General features: G+C 63.3%; 16 protein-coding genes. 9 read left to right on the top strand and 7 right to left on the bottom strand.

Features of this window, described 5'->3' with window-relative positions:
• Positions 1-97: 97 nt before the first annotated feature.
• Both ACLL97_RS14135 and ACLL97_RS14130 read right to left on the bottom strand, forming a co-directional pair.
• Positions 98-226: a hypothetical protein gene (locus tag ACLL97_RS14135; protein WP_411281117.1), complete on the bottom strand. Its 129-nt coding sequence runs from the start codon at positions 224-226 to the stop codon at positions 98-100.
• A gap of 5 nt (positions 227-231) precedes the next feature.
• Positions 232-741, bottom strand: a complete 510-nt coding sequence (locus ACLL97_RS14130; RefSeq protein ID WP_411281116.1) for a ferritin-like domain-containing protein — start codon at positions 739-741, stop codon at positions 232-234.
• A 463-nt stretch (positions 742-1,204) separates the two neighbouring features.
• Here ACLL97_RS14130 and ACLL97_RS14125 point away from each other — a divergent pair, with 463 nt between their 5' ends.
• From ACLL97_RS14125 to ACLL97_RS14115, 3 genes are all read left to right on the top strand, one after another.
• Positions 1,205-1,825: a catalase-related domain-containing protein gene (locus tag ACLL97_RS14125; protein WP_411281127.1), complete on the top strand. Its 621-nt coding sequence runs from the start codon at positions 1,205-1,207 to the stop codon at positions 1,823-1,825.
• On the top strand, positions 1,714-2,010 hold the full coding sequence (locus tag ACLL97_RS14120) for a DJ-1/PfpI family protein (protein WP_411281126.1): 297 nt from the start codon (positions 1,714-1,716) through the stop codon (positions 2,008-2,010). The genes ACLL97_RS14125 and ACLL97_RS14120 overlap by 112 nt, the downstream gene beginning before the upstream one ends.
• A gap of 165 nt (positions 2,011-2,175) precedes the next feature.
• Complete coding sequence (locus ACLL97_RS14115) at positions 2,176-3,171, top strand: hypothetical protein (RefSeq protein ID WP_411281115.1); 996 nt, start codon at positions 2,176-2,178, stop codon at positions 3,169-3,171.
• Between the two features lie 239 nt (positions 3,172-3,410).
• Here ACLL97_RS14115 and ACLL97_RS14110 read toward each other — a convergent pair whose 3' ends face one another.
• A complete protein-coding gene (locus ACLL97_RS14110) occupies positions 3,411-4,253 on the bottom strand; it encodes an NAD(P)H-binding protein (protein WP_411281114.1) in 843 nt (280 codons plus the stop codon).
• A gap of 104 nt (positions 4,254-4,357) precedes the next feature.
• Here ACLL97_RS14110 and ACLL97_RS14105 point away from each other — a divergent pair, with 104 nt between their 5' ends.
• The gene (locus tag ACLL97_RS14105) at positions 4,358-5,308 is read left to right on the top strand and encodes an AraC family transcriptional regulator (protein ID WP_411281113.1); all 951 of its coding nucleotides are present in this window, start codon (positions 4,358-4,360) and stop codon (positions 5,306-5,308) included.
• A gap of 83 nt (positions 5,309-5,391) precedes the next feature.
• On the opposite strand, the gene ACLL97_RS14100 is transcribed toward ACLL97_RS14105, so the two are convergent.
• The gene (locus ACLL97_RS14100; RefSeq protein ID WP_411281112.1) at positions 5,392-7,248 is read right to left on the bottom strand and encodes a tetratricopeptide repeat protein; all 1,857 of its coding nucleotides are present in this window, start codon (positions 7,246-7,248) and stop codon (positions 5,392-5,394) included.
• A gap of 259 nt (positions 7,249-7,507) precedes the next feature.
• Between ACLL97_RS14100 and ACLL97_RS14095 the strand changes: the two genes are divergently transcribed.
• The 5 genes from ACLL97_RS14095 (at position 7,508) to ACLL97_RS14075 (ending at position 16,316) form a co-directional block, all read left to right on the top strand.
• A complete protein-coding gene (locus ACLL97_RS14095) occupies positions 7,508-9,166 on the top strand; it encodes a hypothetical protein (RefSeq protein ID WP_411281111.1) in 1,659 nt (552 codons plus the stop codon).
• Positions 9,163-12,108, top strand: a complete 2,946-nt coding sequence (locus tag ACLL97_RS14090) for a hypothetical protein (protein ID WP_411281110.1) — start codon at positions 9,163-9,165, stop codon at positions 12,106-12,108. The genes ACLL97_RS14095 and ACLL97_RS14090 overlap by 4 nt, the downstream gene beginning before the upstream one ends.
• A 46-nt stretch (positions 12,109-12,154) precedes the next feature.
• Entirely contained in the window at positions 12,155-14,296 is a 2,142-nt protein-coding gene (locus ACLL97_RS14085; protein WP_411281109.1) for a hypothetical protein, read from the top strand.
• The gene (locus ACLL97_RS14080; protein ID WP_411281108.1) at positions 14,296-15,579 is read left to right on the top strand and encodes a hypothetical protein; all 1,284 of its coding nucleotides are present in this window, start codon (positions 14,296-14,298) and stop codon (positions 15,577-15,579) included. Before ACLL97_RS14085 ends, ACLL97_RS14080 begins: the two co-directional genes overlap by 1 nt.
• A gap of 182 nt (positions 15,580-15,761) precedes the next feature.
• On the top strand, positions 15,762-16,316 hold the full coding sequence (locus ACLL97_RS14075) for a hypothetical protein (protein WP_411281107.1): 555 nt from the start codon (positions 15,762-15,764) through the stop codon (positions 16,314-16,316).
• Between the two features lie 454 nt (positions 16,317-16,770).
• On the opposite strand, the gene ACLL97_RS14070 is transcribed toward ACLL97_RS14075, so the two are convergent.
• From ACLL97_RS14070 to ACLL97_RS14060, 3 genes are all read right to left on the bottom strand, one after another.
• Positions 16,771-17,187, bottom strand: a complete 417-nt coding sequence (locus tag ACLL97_RS14070; protein WP_411281106.1) for a YybH family protein — start codon at positions 17,185-17,187, stop codon at positions 16,771-16,773.
• A 440-nt stretch (positions 17,188-17,627) separates the two neighbouring features.
• A complete protein-coding gene (locus tag ACLL97_RS14065) occupies positions 17,628-18,506 on the bottom strand; it encodes an SDR family oxidoreductase (protein WP_411281105.1) in 879 nt (292 codons plus the stop codon).
• A 105-nt stretch (positions 18,507-18,611) separates the two neighbouring features.
• Complete coding sequence (locus ACLL97_RS14060) at positions 18,612-21,416, bottom strand: PAS domain S-box protein (protein ID WP_411281104.1); 2,805 nt, start codon at positions 21,414-21,416, stop codon at positions 18,612-18,614.
• Positions 21,417-21,429 lie beyond the last annotated feature (13 nt).

Here is a 21,429-nt window from a genome sequence, read left to right as displayed (position 1 = left end):
ACACGCGGCAGTGCCGGGGACTCGACACAGCGGTTCGACATTCGCGTGACCGTTCGCTCATTCACCGGCCATCTTGTCGAGCCGCTGGTAGCCGCGATCAGCGAAAGATGTCGAGGCTTCCCAGGAGCCACCACAAGAGCACGAAGATCAGAACCGTGGAGAAGCAACCGCCTCCCAGCTTTTTGGCGCCCCATCCAGCGGCGACACCACGCAGCAGTTTGCTCATCTGCGCTACTCCACCATCTCGCCGTCGCCGACGATCGCGTCCACGTTCACCGAAAGTGCGATCTCCGTGAGAATCAGATCAGCCGCCTGCTCTTCATCGAGCGTGGTCTGCAGTAGTTCAGCCTGTTTCGCAAATCCAAGCAACTGCGCGTACGTGCGAACGGTGCCATAGCCTGCCATCTCATAGTGCTCGACATGCTGCGCGCTCGAGATCAATCCGGCATCGAGTACGTCAGGATTCGCGTCTTCCTTCAGCAGATCAGCGCCCTCGGCAACGAGCCCTTCCATGCCCTTGCAGTGCTTTCCTTTGGGGCTCATACCAAGCTCCTCAAAAATCTGCTCCAGACGCACGACTTGTTGCTCCGTTTGCGCGAGATGCGTAGCGAACACGTCTTTGACTTTCGGGTTGGTCGCACCCTTGTGCAACTTCGGCAGTGCCTTGAGGATCTGATGCTCGGCACTGTACAGATCGCGTAATCCTTCGACATACAGTTCGTGCAGTGATGCGAGTTCCATACTGAGATGCCTCGGCGAGGGGAATGGGAGTAGGTCCTCATTGCCTTGCAGCATCCGTGCCTAAGCCGCGCGAGTGTGATCTCTCCGACATCGCTACGCGTACACGCGCACTTGTTGACCATGAGGCACCGCGCGGATCGAAAGGAGCGGATTCTTCCCGACGACGCCGTTGTCATCGCATTCGCCGGACGCCAAATCGTCTCACGCCGAAGAGGCGCAGCGTCTGACATCCACGATGCCAAGTAGCGCCAATACGCCGCTCGAGCACGGGCGCGAGAACGCTCTGCACCCCACAGCCGGTGCACACTCGGCGCCGTCATCTACGACGACAACAGCCAGCACGCTTTCCGAGCGCAATGCCTCCCCGAACACCATTGAGGCGCGGTCGAACGCCGATGGACAGCGACTGACCACCAATCAGGGTGTACCGATCGCTGACAATCAGCATTCCTGAAAAGCGGGGCTGCGCGGACCGACGCTTCTCGAAGATTCCATTCTTCGCGAGAAGATCACGCACTTCGATCACGAGCGCATTCCCGAGGTCGAGCGGCGTCATATCGTCGCCGGATTTCGCTTCGAGCTATCGAAGGTGTCGGTACCGGCCATTCGCGAGCGTATGGTGGCGTCGCTCAGGAACGTGTCCGACGTACTCGCCCGCGGTGTGGCCGATGGGCTGCGTATGGCCCTCCCTGCCGCGCTCCCTCGCGCCACGGAAGCCGTCATGGCGCCCGAGGTAACGAAGTCGTCAGCACTGTCACTCACGGCGCGTCCTGGGATAGACGCCGTGCGCACGCGAACGGTGGCAATCCTCGTCGCCGATGGCGTGGATGGACAAGCCGTCGCCGCGCTTAGCGCCGCGCTGCGTAAGGCAGAAGCACAACCCCGACTGATTGGCTTGACGCCCGGTGCGCTCGAGACGGAGCACGGCGAACACTGGAGACAGATGGGTCGCTGGCGAACTCTCCTTCGGTACTGTTCGACGCCGTCATCATTCCCGACGGCGAATCAGCGATCGCCTCACTGCTTGGCGATGCGCGTACGATGGACTTCGTTAAAGATCAGTATCGCCACTGCAAGACTGTGATGGCGATCGGTGCGGGGCAGACGGTGCTGGATGCGTGCGGAATTCCACTCGTACTTCCGTCCGGTGAGATCGATCCGGGGCTCGTAGTCGAGGCCGCTTCGCCAGACATGACCATCGACGCGTTCATCGCCGCAGTCGGGCGACACCGTCACTTTGCGCGAGACAGCGACCCGCCGCGCGTCTGATTGCCGGTGTGATCGCGCGTGAGGCAAACCGGAGCCGGTCATGCTTATCGATTCGGCCGCGGAGGAGTTCGTCGCATATCGGGCGACGAGGAACGACGTTTCATTACCGCATGGCTACCGCGCGATGCCCTGCACCGCATTGACTTTCCCGTACCAGGAATTACCGTGTCCAAAGACGACGCCGTTCGCATCACCGATACGATTGCCTTCATACGGACGGCAACGGTACCCCCGATGCACAACGCTAAACGGGCGTTGGTCGCGGACATGCTGCGCGATCGCGACGCGGCGGGCTTGATACCCAACACCGCGAGTGCGGCGATGTCGCAGGGATCGAACTCTGCGTTACGCGGACGTGATGCGGTGCTGGAGACTCGACAGTACCGTCGCGCGATCATTCTGATCCGCATGGCGCTCGAAAACGCCGATCGGTCCGTTGCGCCGCCGGCGACGGCGATCATTCCCGACGCGAACCTTTCTGCGGCGCTGGGGCTGCATCTGGACGCGGTGACAACCACGATCGCCGATCTCACGACCAAGCTCGCGCAGCTACAGGCGCATCCGCTGCAGTTCCTGGCGGCGAACGCGTTCAATATGGTAGGCGCGTCGACATCCGGGGTGATGCCGTACGGGTTCATCTTCGACCCGTTGGAGAACAAGTATCATCTCGCGCCGATCGCTTCGGTTGGCAACCTGCCCTGCGTGGAGATCGATGTCTTTCAGCTACACGTGCAGCCGTACGCATCGCTCGCGACGACAGATCGCCCGGTTCCGCCAGGCGGTCAGTCGTTGCACGTTGCGGGCACGGTGGTCCATGGCGCGGACCTCATGGTCACGACGCAGCTGACCGGATGCGCCATCGTGTACCATCACCACGCGGGAAGTCTTGTGGCCGCCCACGTGCAACCAACGGGGATTGTCGCCGAGACAGCGTGCACGAATTTGCGGGCCGGTGACACGACGCTGTCGCTGGCACCGGGAAACGCGGCCACCGCTGTCTTCGGGCCGCAGAATCCCAAGGGCGTGAATGTCAACAACTACCAGAAACAGGGCGCCTACAACTACTGCGTCGGTGTGCGCATCGGTGGTACGTGGGGACTTTACGCCCAGCAACGCGCACCCGGGAATGGTGGCAATAAACTTTCGTGGCAGATCTCCTGATGTCGCGATGGATCATCGTGTTCAACGTGCTCCCTGGGTGGCCGCTGCGTTGTATGCCGGCGCCGGGTACGTGATCCGGCTGGCGTCAGACCAGGCAGGCGAGCACAGCGTTTCCCGCCAAACGAAGCTCGCGTGGCGGACGGCATCATGACGCGTGTTGTTGCTGCTCACCTGATCTTCTCCATTGCGGTGATCGTGACGGTCGTCGATCAGCGGCCACGGGCATCCGCGACGCGCCACTAACGCACAAAGGCATCTCGATATTCCGACGCGTAGGCCGCGAATGTACGCGGTGCACGGCCGATGATCGTCTGCACCGCATCAGTCACGCGTTCGGCGTATCCCAGCTTGAAGTAGTTCAAGATGATCAGCATGAACTCACTGTACGGCGCGGGGAGACCAGCGCTGAGGAGCCCGGCACGCATCGCGTCGGGCGTGATCTCCTCGTATCGAATCGGACGACCGGCCGCGGTGCTCAGAATGCGCGCGACGGCGTTGTGATCGAGCGCGTCGCCACCCGTCAGGTCAAATTCGCGATCGTCGAACTCACTGCGCTGCAGCAGGTCGGCTGCCACGACTGCAATATCACGGGTGTCGATAAAGCTTCCCTTCGCATTACCAGTGGGCAGTTGAATCGCGCCCGCATGTGTGATGCCATGCAGCCAATAGCTGTTGAAGTTCTGCATGAACCAGTTTGGGCGGATCACATTCCATGAGATCCCGGAGGCTTCGAGTGCGAGCTCTGCCTTTCGCATCGGGGTCGATGGATCGGCGTCGGCGCCCATTGCGGTCATGAGCACGACCTTCTGCACGCCATGCGTGCGCGCCTGCTCGATGACCGGACCAAGCAGCTCATCCTGATTTACGTGGCCAGGGGGTGACATCAGGAACGCGGCATCGGCGCCCATCAGTGCGTCCGCAATTCCTTCGCCGGTCACGAGGTTCACGTGAACCTGACCGGGTCCGCTCGCGCGGCTCGTGGCGCGACGTGTGGTGTGTCCGGCCGCTTCGAGCAACCGGGAGAGTTCGCTACCAACCGTGCCGCTCGCGCCGAGCACAAGAATTGTCTTCACAAGGTCCATCCCGTTATAAGGTTGAAACGAAGAGTGCGTGCCGATAATCGGATGGAACATGGCTTTTCGTCGTATTTCTTTGTCTTTGCGTCCAGTTTGTGTACTTTTAGAGCATGGACTTATTGTCGGAGCTCATGGCCGACGCCGGGCTTGTCCGGCGTGTATTCGACCAGCGGTGGTTGACCCCCGAACGCGCCGTTCGCTTTCCGTGCGACCGTAGCGTTGGATTTCACGTGGTGCTCGAGGGCGTGGTGTTCGTGCATGCGCCAGCGTTGGTGCAGCCGTTGCGGCTCGAGGCCGGTGATATCGCGGTGATGGGACGCGGGTGTGTACACGTGCTCTCCACGCATGTCTCCCCGGACGCGGTGCCGATCGCGTCGATCCCCACCGATCGTACGCCGGATTCGACGCGCACGAACGGTGTAGCGGTGGTGAGCGGTGCGTATCAGTTGTGGAATGCACCACTGCACCCATTCTTCGCCGAATTGCCGGAGTGGTTTGTATTGCCCGCCGATCGCGCGCCCGGTCTTGATCCGCTTGGGCTGACCGTCGCCATGCTCGCCGATGAGGCGCGGCGCGATGCACTCGGCCGACAGACGGTGGTGCATGGACTGCTCGACGTGCTGTTCACGTATCTGATGCGTGAGATCGTTGCCCGTCGCGGACAAACTGGCGCAGGCTGGAGTCACGCGGTGAGTGACCCGCACGTTCGAAAGGCGGTAGCGCACATGCATGACGAGCCGGCGAGAGCGTGGACGCTCGAAGCGCTGGCAGGCGCGGTGGGTCTCTCGCGCAGCGTGCTGGCGGAGCGATTCCGCGAGGTCATGCGTGACACGCCACTGGCATATCTGCGCGTTGTACGGATGCAGCGCGCTATGCGACTGCTGGTGGAGAGTGACCGTACGCTGGAGCAGGTGGCGAACGCGGTGGGATATCAGGACGCGTTTGGTTTCTCGAAGGCGTTCAAGCGTGCGGTTGGCGTGTCACCGGGTGACTATCGCCGGCGCGATGCGGCGGAGCGCGACGTTCCGTGGCGGTTCCGGGCGGGTGCGGTGCCATCCTGAATTACTCACGACTTTAAACGCTACCTCAAAACTCCACCCTCAGGTGAGTCTCGAGTTCTGAGTCAATATTTCGACTTCTGAGCTTACGGCGACTGCGCCGACCGTGGCACTCCCATGCGAGTCACCAAATCACGAAACCGCTTCGTGCCTCGGAGCGGATCGAGCGCGTACTTGACGCCCGAGAAAATGAGATAGGGATTGCGCAGCCGATACGCCCCATACAATGCGTCGAGCGCGCGCTCGATGTCACCCATCGCCGCGAAAATCTCGGCGCTGTTGTAGAGGGCGTGCGAACTATCGGTGCCGCGCTCGTCCAGCTCCGCCAGAATCTGCAGCGCGCGGTCATGATGGCCGGCACCCGCCTGCGCGCGCGCAAGCTGCGAGAGGTACATCGAACTGCGTCCGGTCATCGCCACCGCCCGTTCGTAAGTCTCTATCGCACCAGGGAAGTCTCCCATGCCTTCACGCGCCATGCCGCAAATCCAGTGGGCCTGCACCAGCTCGGGATGCGCTTCGATCACCGACTCCGCTTCCTGCTGCGCACGCTCGAACCGCCGCCCGAAGATGCAGCACAATGCGAAGTACACGCTGTGACCTGGATTATCGGGCGTTTCATCGCGTGCGCGGTCGAGCAGCGCCAGCGCTTCGTCGGTGCGATTGGCCGCCGCTAGATAGTACAGCGCGTACGAGTGTCGTGTGACCGTCGATGCCGGGTCCACCGCCAGCGCCTTTTGGTACAGCGCCTCCGCAGCCTGCCAGCCGTAGTCATAGCAAAGCGTGACGTGCGCCAGCACCGCATGCGCTTCCCCGAGCTGCGGATCGAGCCGAGTGGCGCGGGCCGCATGCGCCTTGGCGCGCGCCCACACGTCGCTGCCCGGATAGTCCACGTACACGGCGGCCTGACAGAGTGCGAACCCGAGCCCCGCGTGCGCCTCGGCATAGTCCGGGCTCAGGCGGATCGCCTGCTCGAAGCCATCGATCGCCTTCATGATCGTGAGCGGAGATCGCTGACCGGCGAAGGCGCGCGCCTGCAGATGCCAGCGCCGCGCTTCTGGTGACACCGCGCGCGCCCGAGAGAGCGTGGCGACCGGGTGCCCTACCGGGTGCCCTACCGGGTGCCCTACCGGGTGCGCGACCGGGTGCGCGACCGGGTACACCTCCGCGTGCACGACCGCGGCCGGCGGTGTCGTCGTGAGCACCGCGCGTCCGGCTTCCTGTGTTTCCGGTGACAACGCGATCCCGAGCCCGTCGCGGAATCGGGCGACCGCCTCGTGATACAGCGCGGCCGCACCGGCGCGGTCTCCACTCTCGCTGAGCAGCGTGATACCAGCACGAACGACGTCTTCGTCATACGGCGACTGCTCCACGGCGAACCGAACCAGCGCACCCGCGTCGTCCGAATCGCCGTTGATGCTGCTGTGGCGCGCCAGTCCCAGCGCGCCGCGCATGGCTTGCCGATGCACGCGGTCACGGGCAATCGATAGCCAGGCGGTGAAGTCGGACGACGCATACAGCGTGAATCCGGCGACCAGCGGTCCACGATAGAGCGCCAGCGCTTCCCGCACCCGTCCCTGCTCGAGATACGACGTAAAATCGGCGAGATCGACCCGCACCCGCTGCGCGGAGATACCGATTCGCTCCTGCCCGATCGACACGAGCGCGTTGGCCGGCACATGACTCTTGAGCAAAAAGAGACTCTGCCGCAGCGCATTCCGGGCCCGGGGCGTGTCGGACTCGGGCCAGAACAGGGCAAGCGTTTCGTCGCGTCGCCGCAGTTCTTTTCCGCCGAGCGCAAGGTAGACAAGCAGCGCGAAGGCTTTCGGTTTTCCGAGAAGGCCCGAGGCCCGGACGTGTCCGGATCCCGACACCAGTGGAGTCCCCAGCAGGCCCAGTGTCAGCGGCGGCCCGGTCTCGGCGGCATGGCCCTGCAACGTGTTCACGGCGAGATGGCTCGGGTGGCTCGGATGGCTCGAGGAACCTAACGCGCCGGCGGTGCCAGCTAACGGTCAACTAACGGCTGTGATCTAGCATTCCGCAAGGAGGAACGGACCCGCGGAACGGTGTTCTTGAAGGTCGCATCGTCCAGTCCCACCACAGTCCAATTGGAGCGCGCCGGTGATCGACCGAGTCCTGACCCGCTTTCGTACGCGCCACTCTACCGTGAGACCGTACTCTCTGGCATTCCTGGAGGGGCCCCGCATGCATCGTTTTACGTCCGCCGGATGGCACGTCGTGCTCGCGTCGCTCTGCATCAGCGCGCCGGCACTGCGCGCGCAGTCGCCGTTCACGTTGACGACAGCGAAGCCAAGCGCGCCGTGCGACGCCAACGTCCCGCTGCGCGTCACTCTCCCCGAAGCGACGGCCACTCAGGCCGCGGTGCAATTGACCAGCAGTGTACCGTCGGTGATACCTCCACCACCCATCCTGACGATTCCGGCAGGACAAACGACGGGATTCGCCTCGCTTCCGTGCATTCCAACGTCGCAAAGCGTCGCGGTGACGATATCCGCCACCATTGGTGCGAGCACACAGTCGGTGTTGTTGAACGTACTGGCACCCGTGCTGCAGTCGGTCTCGGTCAAGCCGAATGAATCACACATTGCCGGCGTGCCAACGAAATCGTTCGAAGCAGCGGTACGACTGGCCGGGCCCGCGCCGACAGGTGGCGTGGTGGCTACACTGAGCCTGAGCCCTCCCGAGATTGCGACCATCCCCTCGACGCTTTCGGTACCTGCGGGCGCAAGCGGCACAACATTCACGGTCACGACCGTGCGACCCGTCAATCAACCGACAGTCGTCACGGTCACCGCGACCGCACTTGGCACATCACGCACCACGACGTTCTCTGTCCTCCCTGCCGGCTTGGCATCTCTCGGGATACAAGACGTTCGCTCTCTTGCTGCCGCGCGTTTCGTCGCGATCGACACGACGATCGGCGGCAAACAAAGACCCGCTCGTGTTGTGTTGGCGGATATCGCCGGAGCGGGTGGTCAGGAGGTGCGGCTTTCGAGCAGCAGTCCGGCCGTCTCCCTGCCAGCAAGTGTGCGCGTCCCGGAAGGCGATACCGTGGCGGAGTTCGAAATTCGGACGAACCCGGTCTCGCAAACCGCCGTAGTGACTCTCACCGCGGCCTTGGGTACCGTGTCCCGCACGGCGACAATTGTGGTGCCCGCATGGCGATTGTCCGCCATGAACATGCCAACGCTCACCGTGGGTGGCAATACGGCGGAGGCTGAAGTGTTTGGCGACAGTCCCACACCGGCCGGCGGCATGATCGTGCCGTTGTCCAGCAGTTCACCCGCGGTGTTGGTGCCGAGTACAATCACCATTCCCGCTGGCGCAAAGTCCGTCAGGTTCGCCGTCGTGACCAAAAATGTGGACGTCAACACGTCGGCGACGGTGACCGCGACTGTCGGGAACTCGACAGTGTCGCGCACGATGACCATCGCTGCCGAAGGTATCACCGATTTCACCATCGCGTCGCCGGGACTGATACGTGGTAATCCGACCGTGCAAGGCGGTACGACCACGACCGGCCGACTGGTCGCACCAACCGGCCACAATGGATTCGTCGTGCAACTGGCATCCTCGTCAGCCGACGCCACTGTGCCCGCGCGTGTTTCTTTTGCGCCGAACGAAACGAGCAAGAGCTTTTCTATCGCCACGCGCGGCGTCGTGCAGAATAGTGAGGTCGAGATCACGGCACGGGTGACCTCGTCGAACCCCATCACGGGATCGCTGACCTCTCGCACCATTTCCGATCTCTCCTCGCTGACGGTTGCCCCTGCCAGCTCGCTCAAAGTGCAAGTCGGGAGCGTCGCCCTCACTCGCACGGTTACGCTGGTCGTGTTGCGGTGACCCGTATTCTCCGACTTCCTCCGCTGTTGTTGGCGTTCGCCGCCTTCTCGCTGCGCGCCTCTGACCTTCTGTCACGTCGTACCGTGACATCGGTCGAGTATCTTGGCACCTTTAGCGCATCGCAGACGGTTCCGGTGTTTCGCACGCAATCGGCCGATGTGGTTGTCCGAGGATCTTTCCTCGACCTCTCGACGGGTGTAGAGGTGCGCACGCCAAGCGGAGCCACAGTGAGCGGTACGTCGGCTACCATCGTGAGTAAAACCGGCGGAGCCAACACCAGAATCACCGTTCGTCTCACTACCACCAATGCCACGCCGCTGGGAGCACTGCAGCTCCGCATCCGCTACCTCGTCGAGACCAATGGTCCTGACGTCGTGAATCTGCGGCTCTTCGATCATGGTACGATTTCAGCCATGCGCATTGAAGAGCCGGCCATTCAGGGCCGCTTCACGGTCGGTCAAGCGTATACGCTTGTTGTAAGTGGTTCAGAACTCAACAACACCGCATACGACGCGGATGAGCGTCACGTTACCTTGCTGTCGACGGTGAGCCGGAGCGCAACGGAAGCGCGCTTTCGCATCCGCGTTGATAGTGCTGGTCGTACCGAGTTTCTCACTCGGGCCTTCTTCGACGGGAACCTCAGTGGCGGCATGTCGGGTCAGAACCAGACCACTGCACATTATGAACTTGCGCCTGGTGCCGTTGAGTTCGTAGTGATCGCCGGGCTCGACCCCAAGGTCACCGCCGTCTCGCCGGACAACGATGCGCCGATTGACCAAGAGGTCACGCTCGCGGGCACGCACGTCGCGCCGCGCGGCTACCTGATCAGGGCGCAATTTGGTAAACGATACTTTTCGAACAGTCAGCGAACCATTGAGGTGCGTGCTGAGGTCGTCAACGGCATCGTGCGCCTGCGTGTCCCGCCTGACATCACTCAAGCGCCAGCGAACCTGTTCTACGCGCCCATCAATGGAGCGCCCGCCGACTCACTGATCGTTCGGCCGCGTGAATTGCCGCCAATCAACGCGGTATCACAACTCCCGCAGCTCGTGAGCAGTCGAGTGGAGCAGATCGCCACGCTGAAAGTGCGCGCATTATTCGCCGGGAGTCAGGTGCTGGTGGGGAAACATCTCGCGTCGGTGGGGCCCCTGAGCAGCGTTAAGTTGACGAGCGTATCAACCCTCAATGTGACTTCCATCGCGCCAACAGTTCGCATTGGCAATACGCTGTCGGTTCGGTTTGGCAACACGTCGATCCCCGTGACCTCCGCTGCGTACTTCCCCACTGCGCAGATGTCGGCCGATCTCTTTTCCGGCTTTGCGCCAATCATTCAAGGCGCCGACTCGATCAAATTGAACGTCCCCGTGCTACCTGATACGGTTACGGGGACACTGACGTTGACCAACGCCGCTGGTAGTACATCGATCCCCGACGTGTTCTATGCACCACCTCCAGTAGTCACCGACGTGCAGGTGAGTACAGGCAACGGACAGTTTCAGCCTGTCGCCAACACCACGCTCGTTCGCGGAGAACGTTATCGAGTGTTTGGGCGCGCCCTGCGACTGGTGCGAATCGGCTCTCCACTGTCGATTGCGTCGTGGCGAATGCCTGGTGTGCTAGTGACCTTCAACCCTGGCGTTGAAGGTTTCGAGTTTGTGCTGCCTCAGACGGCCACGTCGGGTCCCGTCACTATTCAAACGATAGCCGGATCGACGTCACTCGGTTCGTTCACGGTGATCGATCGTGCGGCCGCCTTCACGATTGTTGGCGTGCAGGTGTCACCAAACCAGACCGTAGGCGGTAACACGGTCACTGCAACCATTGCCGTGAATGCGGAGATCCCCGTTGGCGGAAGCGCTGGCAACATCGTGTTCAGTGCGGCCACGGTGAACGACACCACCCTGGTCGTCAGCTCGGCACCAATTGCCGTTACCACAAATCCGGTGGTGCTCACCATCGCGACGAAAAATGTCAGCGCTGTGCGCACCGCGAGCATCACGGTATCGACGTTGGGTACGGCGTCCATCAGCACTGCGCGCGCTGGGTTGATGATACAGCCACCAGCGCCAACCGCGATCGGACTCGGTAGCGCCGGCGCGAGCAGCGCTACCGTAGTTGGTGGACGAACCATATCCGGCTTCATCAGCCTTAATACTAGAGTGACGGGGTCGGCGATTCCCATAGCGCTCGGAAATAGCGACCCCACGTCGGCGACCGTTCCAAGCGTCGTTAATGTCGGCGCTACCGTCACGCCATTCACCATCACGACACCAATCGTTCCCACTCGGCGAGTGGTCACTATCACGGCGACCGCTGACGGTCAAACGCGATCAGCCACACTGACGGTGGATCCGCCAACGATCGCCAGCCTTGTGTTGCAGCGCACGACGGCGATCGCCGAGACCGTCGATAGCGCGACGATTACTATGACCGCTGTGCCGGTCGCGCCGCTGGCGGTTTCGATCACGTGCGCCGATCCCGCGTTGGTGTGCCCGGCGGTGGTCACGGTTTCGAGTCTGATCACGAAGTTTGCGGTTGGCAGTGTAGCCATCCCCGCGCCACGTACCGGTACGATCGAGGCGACGGCGAATGGCGAGTCGAGGTCGGCGTCACTGACTCTGAGCCCGTTAGTACTTGCCAGCGCTGTCGTTTCTCCCGTCTCCGTGACGGCAGGAGCAAGCACGTCGCTGACAATTCGGCTCAATAGCGCCGTGCCTACCGGTGAGGCCATGAGCGTCCGGGTTCAGAGCGATGGCAGCAGCGTCGTGGCGCCCACGTCGGTGCCGTTTCGGGCAGGCGACCTCATCCAATTGGTCACGCTCTCTACACAAGCGCTGACTCCGCAATCCGCGGCCGTGTTGGTGACCGTGTCTTTTACACGTCAGACAACTTTTGGGCCATACACCTCCACACTCACCGTGCCAGTCACCGTCACTCCATAAGGCGCCTCACGCACCACCACTTGGCCCCTGCGTCTCTTCCTGCGTCATGCACATCACCAGCCAATTCCGTTCTCTCTGTGCCGGCGGCGTCGTGGGCGTGGCGACTCACGTCGCGACATTGACGCTGCTCGTGGCGTCGACTGGGTCGGCGCAAGCAACGCCCTCCATCGCGACATCCTACGTCGCAACGCTCAACCTCGATACCACGCGGGCCATCAGTGCTCGATCACCGATTACGTTTTCGCTTGATCACCCTCTCGCTGATGGCGATGGGACACTGGCGCTCATCGTGGGCACCACCGATGTGACCGCGTTGGCCGTGCGCTCGGCCGCTGGCATTACGTATCAGCCCACGTTGCAGCCGTTGCCGGCGGGCAACACGAGCATCGCCTTGTACCGTGTCGTGCAGTCGCAGTGGATCGAAGTGCGCAGGGTCGTGTTGCACGTGCTCACGGCCAGCGGATTCTCCCGAGTTTCTGCCACGCCCGCGGTGACCGTTGGCAACAAGGGACAACTCGCAGCAGGGCGCTCGAGCGGTATTCCGGCACCAGCGCGTCCAACCTTTCAGGATGCCGTATTGAATGGCGCGCTACAAACAAGTCACGAACGCGGACGGGTGGTGTTGGAAACCTCGACCTCGTACATCGGCTCCTCCCGCCGTGAAGAGGCGCTGCGTTTCGGACAACTGCAGCAGCGAGCGCCACGTATTGATCTGGCCGACGTGCGCGTCGCGCTCCGTGCCGGCGGCACCACGCTCACGCTTGGACAAACGTCGTTCGGCACGAGTCGACACCTCGCCAACGGCTTCGGTTCACGCGGCGCATCACTGGCGGTTGCCCGTGGCGCAACGCAGCTCAGCATCGGAGCGCTCAGCGCGTCACCGATTGTGGGCTGGGATCACCCACTCGGTGTCACACGGTCCAACCATCGGGTCCTTGGAATGAGCCTTGGTCGTGAGTTGGTCGCCACGCGTCCGGGTGCCGCCAAGCTCGAGCTCACGCTGCTCGACGCGTCGAGCTTACCGCTGAACGGCTTTCAGCAAGGCGCGATTCTCGACGCCGAGCGCAGCGCAGGTGGCGCGGCACAGCTCAATCTGCAGTCGCCGGGACAACGCGCCCGATTGAGCGCTGGCATTGCTCGAAGCCGCTTCAATAACGCCGCGTTCGATGAGCAACTGATTGGCAATGCCACGATCAAGGCCAGCCAAGCCGAGACCCGTAGCGCCCAGTTCGTTGAATCCAACCTGAGTGTGCTGCAGAATCGCACCGTCCGTGGACTTGGCGTGATCGCGTTGAGTGTTGCCGCCCGTCACGAGCGCGTCGATCCGCTGTACCGCAGCATCGCCGCGTCGTTGCAGGCGGATCGACAGCAGGACGGCGCCGACGTCACCTTCACGCTCGGCGCGTTAAGCGGACAAGTTGCTGCATCACAATCGCGCGACAACGTGGGGCGTATTCTCACCATTCTCTCTACCCGCGATCGGTCAACGTCGGGCAATCTGGCGCTGCCAGTAGCCACCCTGGTGCGCATGCGCCGCTATCGTGCGCTGTGGCCGATTCTGACCTTGTCGGTGAATCGCGCCGCGCAGCAGGCCGCGTCGATCCCGGTCGGTGACACGTTTCGGCCGCAGGATATCCCTGATCAGGTCAACACGTTAAGCGATGCCAGCGCGCAATGGCAGCTCGCGACGTGGCGCGTGTCCGTGCGGCGCAACCGCAGTCATCAAGACAACCGACAGATCAGCCGCGAACTCTCCGACTTTTCCGCCGGTTCTGATGTGGTGTCCGTGAGCGGGTTCTTTGGTACACAAGCTGACGTGTCGCTCGACCTGGGCCACGATCGGCAGCGCTCTGAAGAACGGCGGGAGCAGTCGACGACCAATCGCGCCACGCTCAATGCAAATCTCCGACGGGGACGACAGACGTCGGTGGCCCTCGCCCTCTCGCTGTTGCGCACGACGCCGCCCACTGGGCCGACGACGCTCAACAGCGAGCAGCGCGCCGAACTCACCCAACCGCTCGCATTTTGGCGTGATGCCAGCGGTGGTGCCCGCGGACAGCTGTTCGTGCGGTACGCGCGCACGACGGCGCGCATCCCCGATTTCCTTCGCGCGGCCCTCGATCCCTTGGCGCTGTTGTCACAGCAGCAATGGTCCATCGCGTCCGGCCTCAACTTGCGGGTGTTCTAATGCGACGCACATGGTTTCGTCTCGTGCCCGCCGTGTGGCTTGGCGCGGCGATGGTACTGAGCGCGCCGGCACGCGCTCAGGTTCGGGTCAATCCCACTGGTGTGAGCGTCAATGCGATGAACGCCACCACGGTGTTCTTGACCTTCGGCGGTGTCAGCGCGGCCCTGCGGCCCGCTGAGGGGGTGTGGTGCGGTGAGCTGGTGAGCGCAGCACCCGATCGCGGAAGCCGCTGCAACGCGGCGACGATCTACGGCCAGCTGCCCGGTCGTTACGATCTGTCGAGACGCAGCGGGCAAGGCGGCTTTACCGACATCATGTCCATTCCGGCGTCGGTAAGTCGCCGCGCGTATCTCGCGGCGCGAAACGGCGCGGTCGCGACCTTCTTTTATGTGCGTCACTTTCAGAATCTTGCTGGTGGACCCGACGAGTACATCGCGGTTACCTGTCGTCTGACCGGTGGACAGGCGAACGTGCCATTCGCCCTGACCGATGTGCGCGTACAGTTCGCCGGGGGCGATAACGTGCAGGTGGTTCAAGCCGGTGAGTCGCCGCCCGCCTTCAGCGCGAACATCACGTACAACGGCACCGGGCAGTTAGTCGGTCGATGGGAAGTGGTGCTTCCCGGTGAGGAGCCGCCCGCTGACGCCGACCTGATCGCTGAAGGCGCATTGCCTCGCGAAGCACGCGGTTCGCAGCGGCGGTTCTCGCAGGTGCAACGCTTCAACGTATTCGTGCCACCTGGAACCAGCATGACGCTACGAGGGCCCGATCCCGCCCGATTGCCATCAGCCAGCGAGGGCACGTATCTCGTGCTCTTGCGCCTCGAGGCAAGCGATGACCGTGCTGGCGATTCTGATCTTGGTGACGCCGGAGCGGGCACCGGTCTTGTACACGCCGGCGCGGTGGCAGGGTTTCCCATGCCCGTGTTGCGGTATGTCGTTTTGGGGGACGGTGCGCCCGTCGCGCGTGGTGGCCGGACGCGACTGGCGCCGCTAGAGCCGGCGGAGTCGGCGGAATCACGCACCGATTCGACCTTTCGGATTCGCTGGAGCCCCGAGCCCGGTGCATCGACCTATGGCGTGGAGTTGGAATCCGTAACTGGTACAGCGGTGTGGAGTGCGCTCCTGCCGGCGATCACCACGGACTACGAGGTGCCCGCGTTGGTCTGGAGTCGCGAGACCGTGATCGTGCGCTGGCGCGCGACCGCCTACGATGCCGACGGACACGTGATGCGCCGCAGTGGCTGGCGCCGCGTGGCCCTTCGCGGCGCGGCGCCCCAGTGACTCGCAACGCACCGTCGTGCTCGCCAGCAGCGCCGGCGCGATGAGCGACGCGAGCGCGATGGCCGGCTAACGGTCACCTAACGGCCGCGATCTAGCATTCCGAAAGGAAAGACGCACTGCCTGATCGTCGTTCCGCCACGTCGCGCCATCTGGTCCCACCATTCTCCCACTGGAGCACTCTCATGTATCACGCCTCCGCTCGTTTCCTGACACGTAGCCTGCTGGCCGCCACGGCATTCTTCACAGCCGGCTGCGGCGACGCCGCGCCCACCATGGTGGAGCCTGAGAGCACGCGCGCTGCGACGGCGGCGGCAAACTGCGCGCAGGTCCTGCTGGAAACCACGGCCGCGCTCGGCGTGGTCGAATATCCGACCGGTTCGTACGGGCTCGGAGCGGTCCCCTTCCCCGCCACGGTCGCCGGCGTAAACGGCATGCTCGGATCGATCGTGACCGGTGTGGATGTGTCGGGGAAACTGGCTCAAGGCGCGCAGCATCTCACGTTAATCCATTTCTTCAGGTCGGCGGACGGGTCCTTCACCACGGTTGACCGCGCAGTGTGCGCACCCGCCGGCAAGGACGTCGGCACCTGTCGCGTGAATGACGTGCTCACCGTGGCCAGCGGAACCGGTGTCTTTGCCGGTGCAACAGGCTCGTTCCGCAATACAGGTGTCATCAACTTCAACACGTACTCGCTGTCGGTATCGCTGCGTGGACGGATCTGCAGCACGTCGCTGTAAACACGGCGTTCGACACACCGCGGTCGGCCAGCAGCACGTGAGCCTGAATGACAATGCAATCGAGTTTGTGGGAATCAGTGCATATCCCCTGACAGCGAAGGCGGTGCCGTGCGGCGCGCGCGTTCGCTGTCAGGGGAAGCGTTGCTGGTCATCGATCGTGACGGGGTAAGGCGTTCCGCCGCCTTGAGGCCCCGATGGGTGAGACAAGCGTCTGCCTTTCCGTTACCGTCAATCGTGCCATCCCCACCATGAAGAGGGGCTGCTCGGCGATCAGACCCGCGCTCGTCTCCGGCGCGGCGCCTCCCTCGAGAACTCGGTGCCGCGACGGCGCATGATATCAGTCGGGAGAGTGGACCGGGACAATGGGCGGGAGCGTCGGCGCCCCGTTCCAATTGTCAGCCGTCGCGCGCCAACGCCCGTCCCTGTCTTGCCGCCACACGCTCATGCCCTTGCCCTAGGCGGTATCTACCGCGTCGGGTCGGCCGGAATGTGCCGGGAACGTGTAGCGGCTTCGCGCGAAGCTATACGCCATGTCCCCGCCGGCCACCACGACGACGGTATCCGTGGTCCACGTGATGGAGAAGTGCGGCGTCGCGAACGACTGCCGCATATACTCTCGGATCGCCGATCTGCCGACGATCGGCGGCAGATCGGGCGGGAACATGATCGCGTCGGCCGTGAGGCTGGCGACGCTTCCCTCCAAGTCGTGGGCGGTGGCCGCCGCCGCGAACGCGCTGTCGGCATCCCTCACCGCTCGGCGTACGGCCGCGAGGTCTGCCGCCGGTGCACCGTCGGACAGCGTGCCTCCGGCGGGGGGTGGCGCGGTGCATCCGAACAGCACGGCCGCCAAGACGGCGGTGACGACCGGCATGGGTCGAACAAGGGCTCCAACACGGTCGAGGCAAGAGTTCGCTGCGGAGGAGGCTGACATGCGGGACCTTGCGGATGAGGAACGTTCGGTGCCTGCAACGCGTCGCCGTCGCTACCTTCGACCCGCGACGCGCGCACGCGAGATGGCCTGAGCAGCTGCAACGCAGCTGGAAGCTACGGGCCCAAGCCGAACACGGGTGAGCGGGCGTTGATGGAAGGGGCCATTGCGTGCGCGGTTAACCGATGTGGCGCGCCGATCGGTGTCATCTGTCCCCCCCGTACGACGATGACATCACCCCACATCGCGAGCGGCCGTGATGGCGTGCAATCTCCGCGTCGCTAAGCCGAAGGAATCGCGCCGCGTTGTTGTAGAAGATGTCTCGCTTTTCGGTCGCTGACAGGAATGGTGCCTTCTCGATGGAACGGCCATGCTCGCTTGTGCTACGCCGTCGCCTGAGCCGCCGCATACTCCCTGACGGAGCGCAACGGCCCGGGAACCATTCGCAGCGTTCCCGCCATCTCGATGACTTCTCCGCGCGCATACGAGAGCATCAGCGCCGCGAACGATTCCTGGAGCGGATCAGCGGCCGCCCCTTTTTGCGCCCGCAGCGCGTCAACCGGCACGTGATTTACGGAAAATTCCTTACCGCTCACCTGCTCAAACACACGCACCACCTCCAGCGGACTGAGCGCCTCCGGCCCGCCCAGCTTGATGGTCGCGTTGCGTGCGTCGGGATTGCTCAAGGCGGCGACAGCAAACTTGGCCACGTCCGTGTACGAAATCCAGCTGATCTTGTTCTGCCCACCGCCGTAGACCTGCGCCTCGGCACCGGCGGCATTGAACCCGAGCGCAGGGCTCAACCACACCTCCATAAAGAGGGTCGGCTGCAAAATGGTATACGCCAGCCCGCTACCCTTCAGGTGCGCTTCCACGCGGCGCTTGGCGGTCTGGAGCGGGAATTCGTCTGGCGTCTCAGGAAATGAGATCAGTACGAAGTGCTCGACCCCGGCGGCCTTCGCCGCGTCGATGAGGCTGAGCTGACCCTCCAAGTCGACGGTCTGGATGGAGTCCCCTTCCTGTCGAGAGATCGTCGCCGAGGCCGTCGAAATGACCGCTCCCACACCCCGGCAGGCGTCCTCCAAAGACAAGCGCTCTTTTAAGTCGCCCTGAACAATGTCCACGTCCAGACCCTTCAGGAATTCAACTTTGGCGCGATCGGACGTGGGCCTCACGAGAGCCCGGAGCGGTCGACCGGCCGCCGCCAATTGACGACATACTTCGCTACCGACCAAGCCCGTTGCCCCGACGACGAGATTCATGGCGTCGACCTTCCATCAGAAGAGGGTGAGATGCAAAAAACGGCATGCCGCATTCTGATATGCTACGTTCCACGACGACAGTTCGATACGCCCGCGGCGCGACCGTTAGGCCGCTGACCGCCGTCGCCGCTCCGACTTCACGAGATACTGCTCGGCATCGGCACGCTTCAGCAAGGCGTCGAAATTCTCCGCGTCTCCCGCCTTGGCATACGCTACCCCGAGGCTGAGGCCCAGACGCCAGTCGCCTGTGGGATCGCCCGATCGACGGGCATTATGGGCGGCCACCGTCTGCTCGAGCCGAAGCAGCAGCGCGGGAAGATCGGCGGGAGTGAGTCCACGCGCCAACACCGTGAACTCGTCACCGCCGAGCCGCGCCACCACGTCTTCCGTCCGAAACGTGGCCACGAGGATTTTCGATATCTCTTGGAGTGCCCGATCCCCGCAGCCGTGCCCGTATTTGTCGTTGATCTGCTTGAACTGATCGAGATCGCCATAAAGCAGCGCGCACGGTTGACCGGCGCGGAGCGCGCCCGCCAGTACCGGACGGCTGACTTCCATGAAGCCTCGTCGGTTGAGCAACCCGGTAAGTTCGTCGCGCGTCGACAAGAAGCGCAGGTGATCCACCGCCTGTCGACGGTCGGAGATGTCACGGACCACCACGACCATGCCGCCGTGGGGGAGCGCGGTGATCGAGAGTTCCTGTGGAAACTCCGTGCCGTTCTCGCGTCGCGCCTCGACCTCGCCGTTCCAGAATCCCAGCGGCGTAACCGATTGCCGCACATGCGAGGTGAGAGACAACGCGGTGGGCTGATCGTACAAGGACAACCAGAGCCGTCCCTGCAGGTCGTCGGCGGTGACACCCAACTGCCGTGTGAGCGCCTCGTTCGTGAACTCGAGTGCGCCCGCCGCATCCACGATCGCAATGCCGTCGGCCGTCACCGCCAAGGCCGCCGCCAGCGTCTGACGCTCACGGTCAGCGACGCGACGCGCTGTCACGTTCCGCGAGAGGCTCACGAAGCCGGTCAACGTCCCTTGCGCATCACGCAGTGGAGTGATCGCGACCTCCGCCCAGTACGGTGTGCCATCCCGTCGGTAGCTCAGCAACTCCTCAACCAAGCTCTCGCCGCGCTCGACCGCTTCGCGCATGCGCGCCAGTGACTCTGGCGCGCTGTGCACCCCGCTCCGCAGCCGGTTCGCTGGTTGTCCAATGGACTCGGCTTCCTGGTATCCGGTCAACGACGTGAAGGCATCGTTGACCCACGTGATCCGGGATTCGCGGTCGGTGATGGTGACCGCATAGTCACTTTGCTTCACAATGAGGGAGAGACGCCGCATCTCCTCGGACAGGGCCACCTCGGCCGTCACGTCAGAGAAGCTCGCCACGGCGCCCGGCCGGTCGTCGAGGTCGTTCATGAACATCGGCCTGGCGTTGACCGACAGGTGGCGCAGGTGCCCGGGCTGCGCACTTACGCGCATCTGAAAAGCATCGACGGACTCCCCCAGTAAGCGCGCGCGGGAGATCGGATGTTCGTCGCCAGGCAGTGGACGCCCATCGGCATAGGTGGCCTCCCACCCTTCGTCATACGACGTCCGACCTGCCAGCTGTTCGTTGCTGAGCCCGAGAATGCGCGCGGCGCTCTGATTCCAGGTAATGATCTTCCCCTCGCGATCTTGGACGACCACGCCCTCAACAAGAGAATCAATGACGGCACGGTGTAGTGCCTCGCGCCCGGCGAGCGACTGCCGAAGGTCATGTTCGGCGCGCATGTCGTGCGCGATGACCACGAAGACGTCGGTGTACCCGAACCGATCGCGCTGCGCCATGATGGTCACGTTCGCATGATGCTCAACTGTGGAGCTGGGGCGTAACGTCAACTCTCCCTGCCACACCCCACACTGCATTGCTTCGGGCACGATCTCCGCCTGCACGCGACGAGCATCATCTCGGCCCAGATAGCGGAGCAGATGGCGTCCGCGGTGACGTGACACATTGCGTATGGATGCTTGCGCCGCCGGATTGGCGTAGACCACCGTCCCGTCAAGCGCCACCATGATCACGTAGTCTGGCGTGGCATCGAGGGCGCCGGCGAACCGGTTCAACACCACAGCGGCGTTCTCCAATTGGGCGCGCTGGTCGAGCAGCGTCACCTGTTGGGCCCGGAGTTCTTCCTCGCTTTCCTGCAGGGAATGCCGCTGTTCGCGCAATCGCTCGTTCTGTTGTTCCAGCTCATCGGTGGAGGTCGCGAGCGCATCGTTGGCCGTTGACAGTTGTGCGTTCAGCAGACGCTGAGCCACCACCATCGTGTTCGCGTTTCGAAGCGTCGGCCGCAGAGCAAACCGATGCAGGAGCAACAGCATCGCGATCAGAGCGGCGGTGAAGATGCCTTGCACAAGGCGAAGCCGCACCACGTGTCGCGACTCCGTGGACGCGAGCGCGCTAGTCAAGGCGTCGAGATCGCTCACGAATCGCTGGGCGACGGTATCCAGCCGATCGATGCTCGCGGTCGTATCCGTTGTGGAAAGTGCCGCCACCACGTTGTTATACGACACCTGCGCGGCCGCGTAATGCGTCGGCTGATCGATCGGCACGGCTCCTTCGCCGAGGCGTTCCCAAGCCGCCGTCCACTCGTCACGGATCACGGCCGACCGCGGGTCCGCTTCGGAGCGACCCGATGACGCATAGGCCATCGCGACGAGCCGCTGCGTGAGCATCCGCTGCCGCCCGCTCATGTTCACCCGAAGCCCGTCGGATGTCATGGCGCTCGTAAGCCAAAACATCAGAAGTAGCGAGCCGAGCGAAAAACTGACCAGCGTGACGACGCACGCCCAGAAGGCACGAGAGATGCCCTGAATCTCCACCGAGTTTTTCAGCGATTCGCCTTCATCCACCATGCGTTCTCCGGACGACACGTGCCTACGGAAT

Source organism: Gemmatimonas sp., assembly GCF_046594945.1.
Classification (GTDB): Bacteria; Gemmatimonadota; Gemmatimonadetes; order Gemmatimonadales; family Gemmatimonadaceae; genus Gemmatimonas.
Note: the sequence above shows the minus strand (reverse complement) of the source record. Positions and strands in the feature narration are given on the sequence as shown.

Coding starts and splice junctions, on each gene's coding strand:
- ACLL97_RS14135 (WP_411281117.1), bottom strand. CDS start 226: ATGAGCAAACTGCTGCGTGGTGTCGCCGCTGGATGGGGCGCCAAAAAG.
- ACLL97_RS14130 (WP_411281116.1), bottom strand. CDS start 741: ATGGAACTCGCATCACTGCACGAACTGTATGTCGAAGGATTACGCGAT.
- ACLL97_RS14110 (WP_411281114.1), bottom strand. CDS start 4,253: ATGGACCTTGTGAAGACAATTCTTGTGCTCGGCGCGAGCGGCACGGTT.
- ACLL97_RS14105 (WP_411281113.1), top strand. CDS start 4,358: ATGGACTTATTGTCGGAGCTCATGGCCGACGCCGGGCTTGTCCGGCGT.
- ACLL97_RS14095 (WP_411281111.1), top strand. CDS start 7,508: ATGCATCGTTTTACGTCCGCCGGATGGCACGTCGTGCTCGCGTCGCTC.
- ACLL97_RS14085 (WP_411281109.1), top strand. CDS start 12,155: ATGCACATCACCAGCCAATTCCGTTCTCTCTGTGCCGGCGGCGTCGTG.
- ACLL97_RS14080 (WP_411281108.1), top strand. CDS start 14,296: ATGCGACGCACATGGTTTCGTCTCGTGCCCGCCGTGTGGCTTGGCGCG.
- ACLL97_RS14075 (WP_411281107.1), top strand. CDS start 15,762: ATGTATCACGCCTCCGCTCGTTTCCTGACACGTAGCCTGCTGGCCGCC.
- ACLL97_RS14070 (WP_411281106.1), bottom strand. CDS start 17,187: ATGCCGGTCGTCACCGCCGTCTTGGCGGCCGTGCTGTTCGGATGCACC.
- ACLL97_RS14065 (WP_411281105.1), bottom strand. CDS start 18,506: ATGAATCTCGTCGTCGGGGCAACGGGCTTGGTCGGTAGCGAAGTATGT.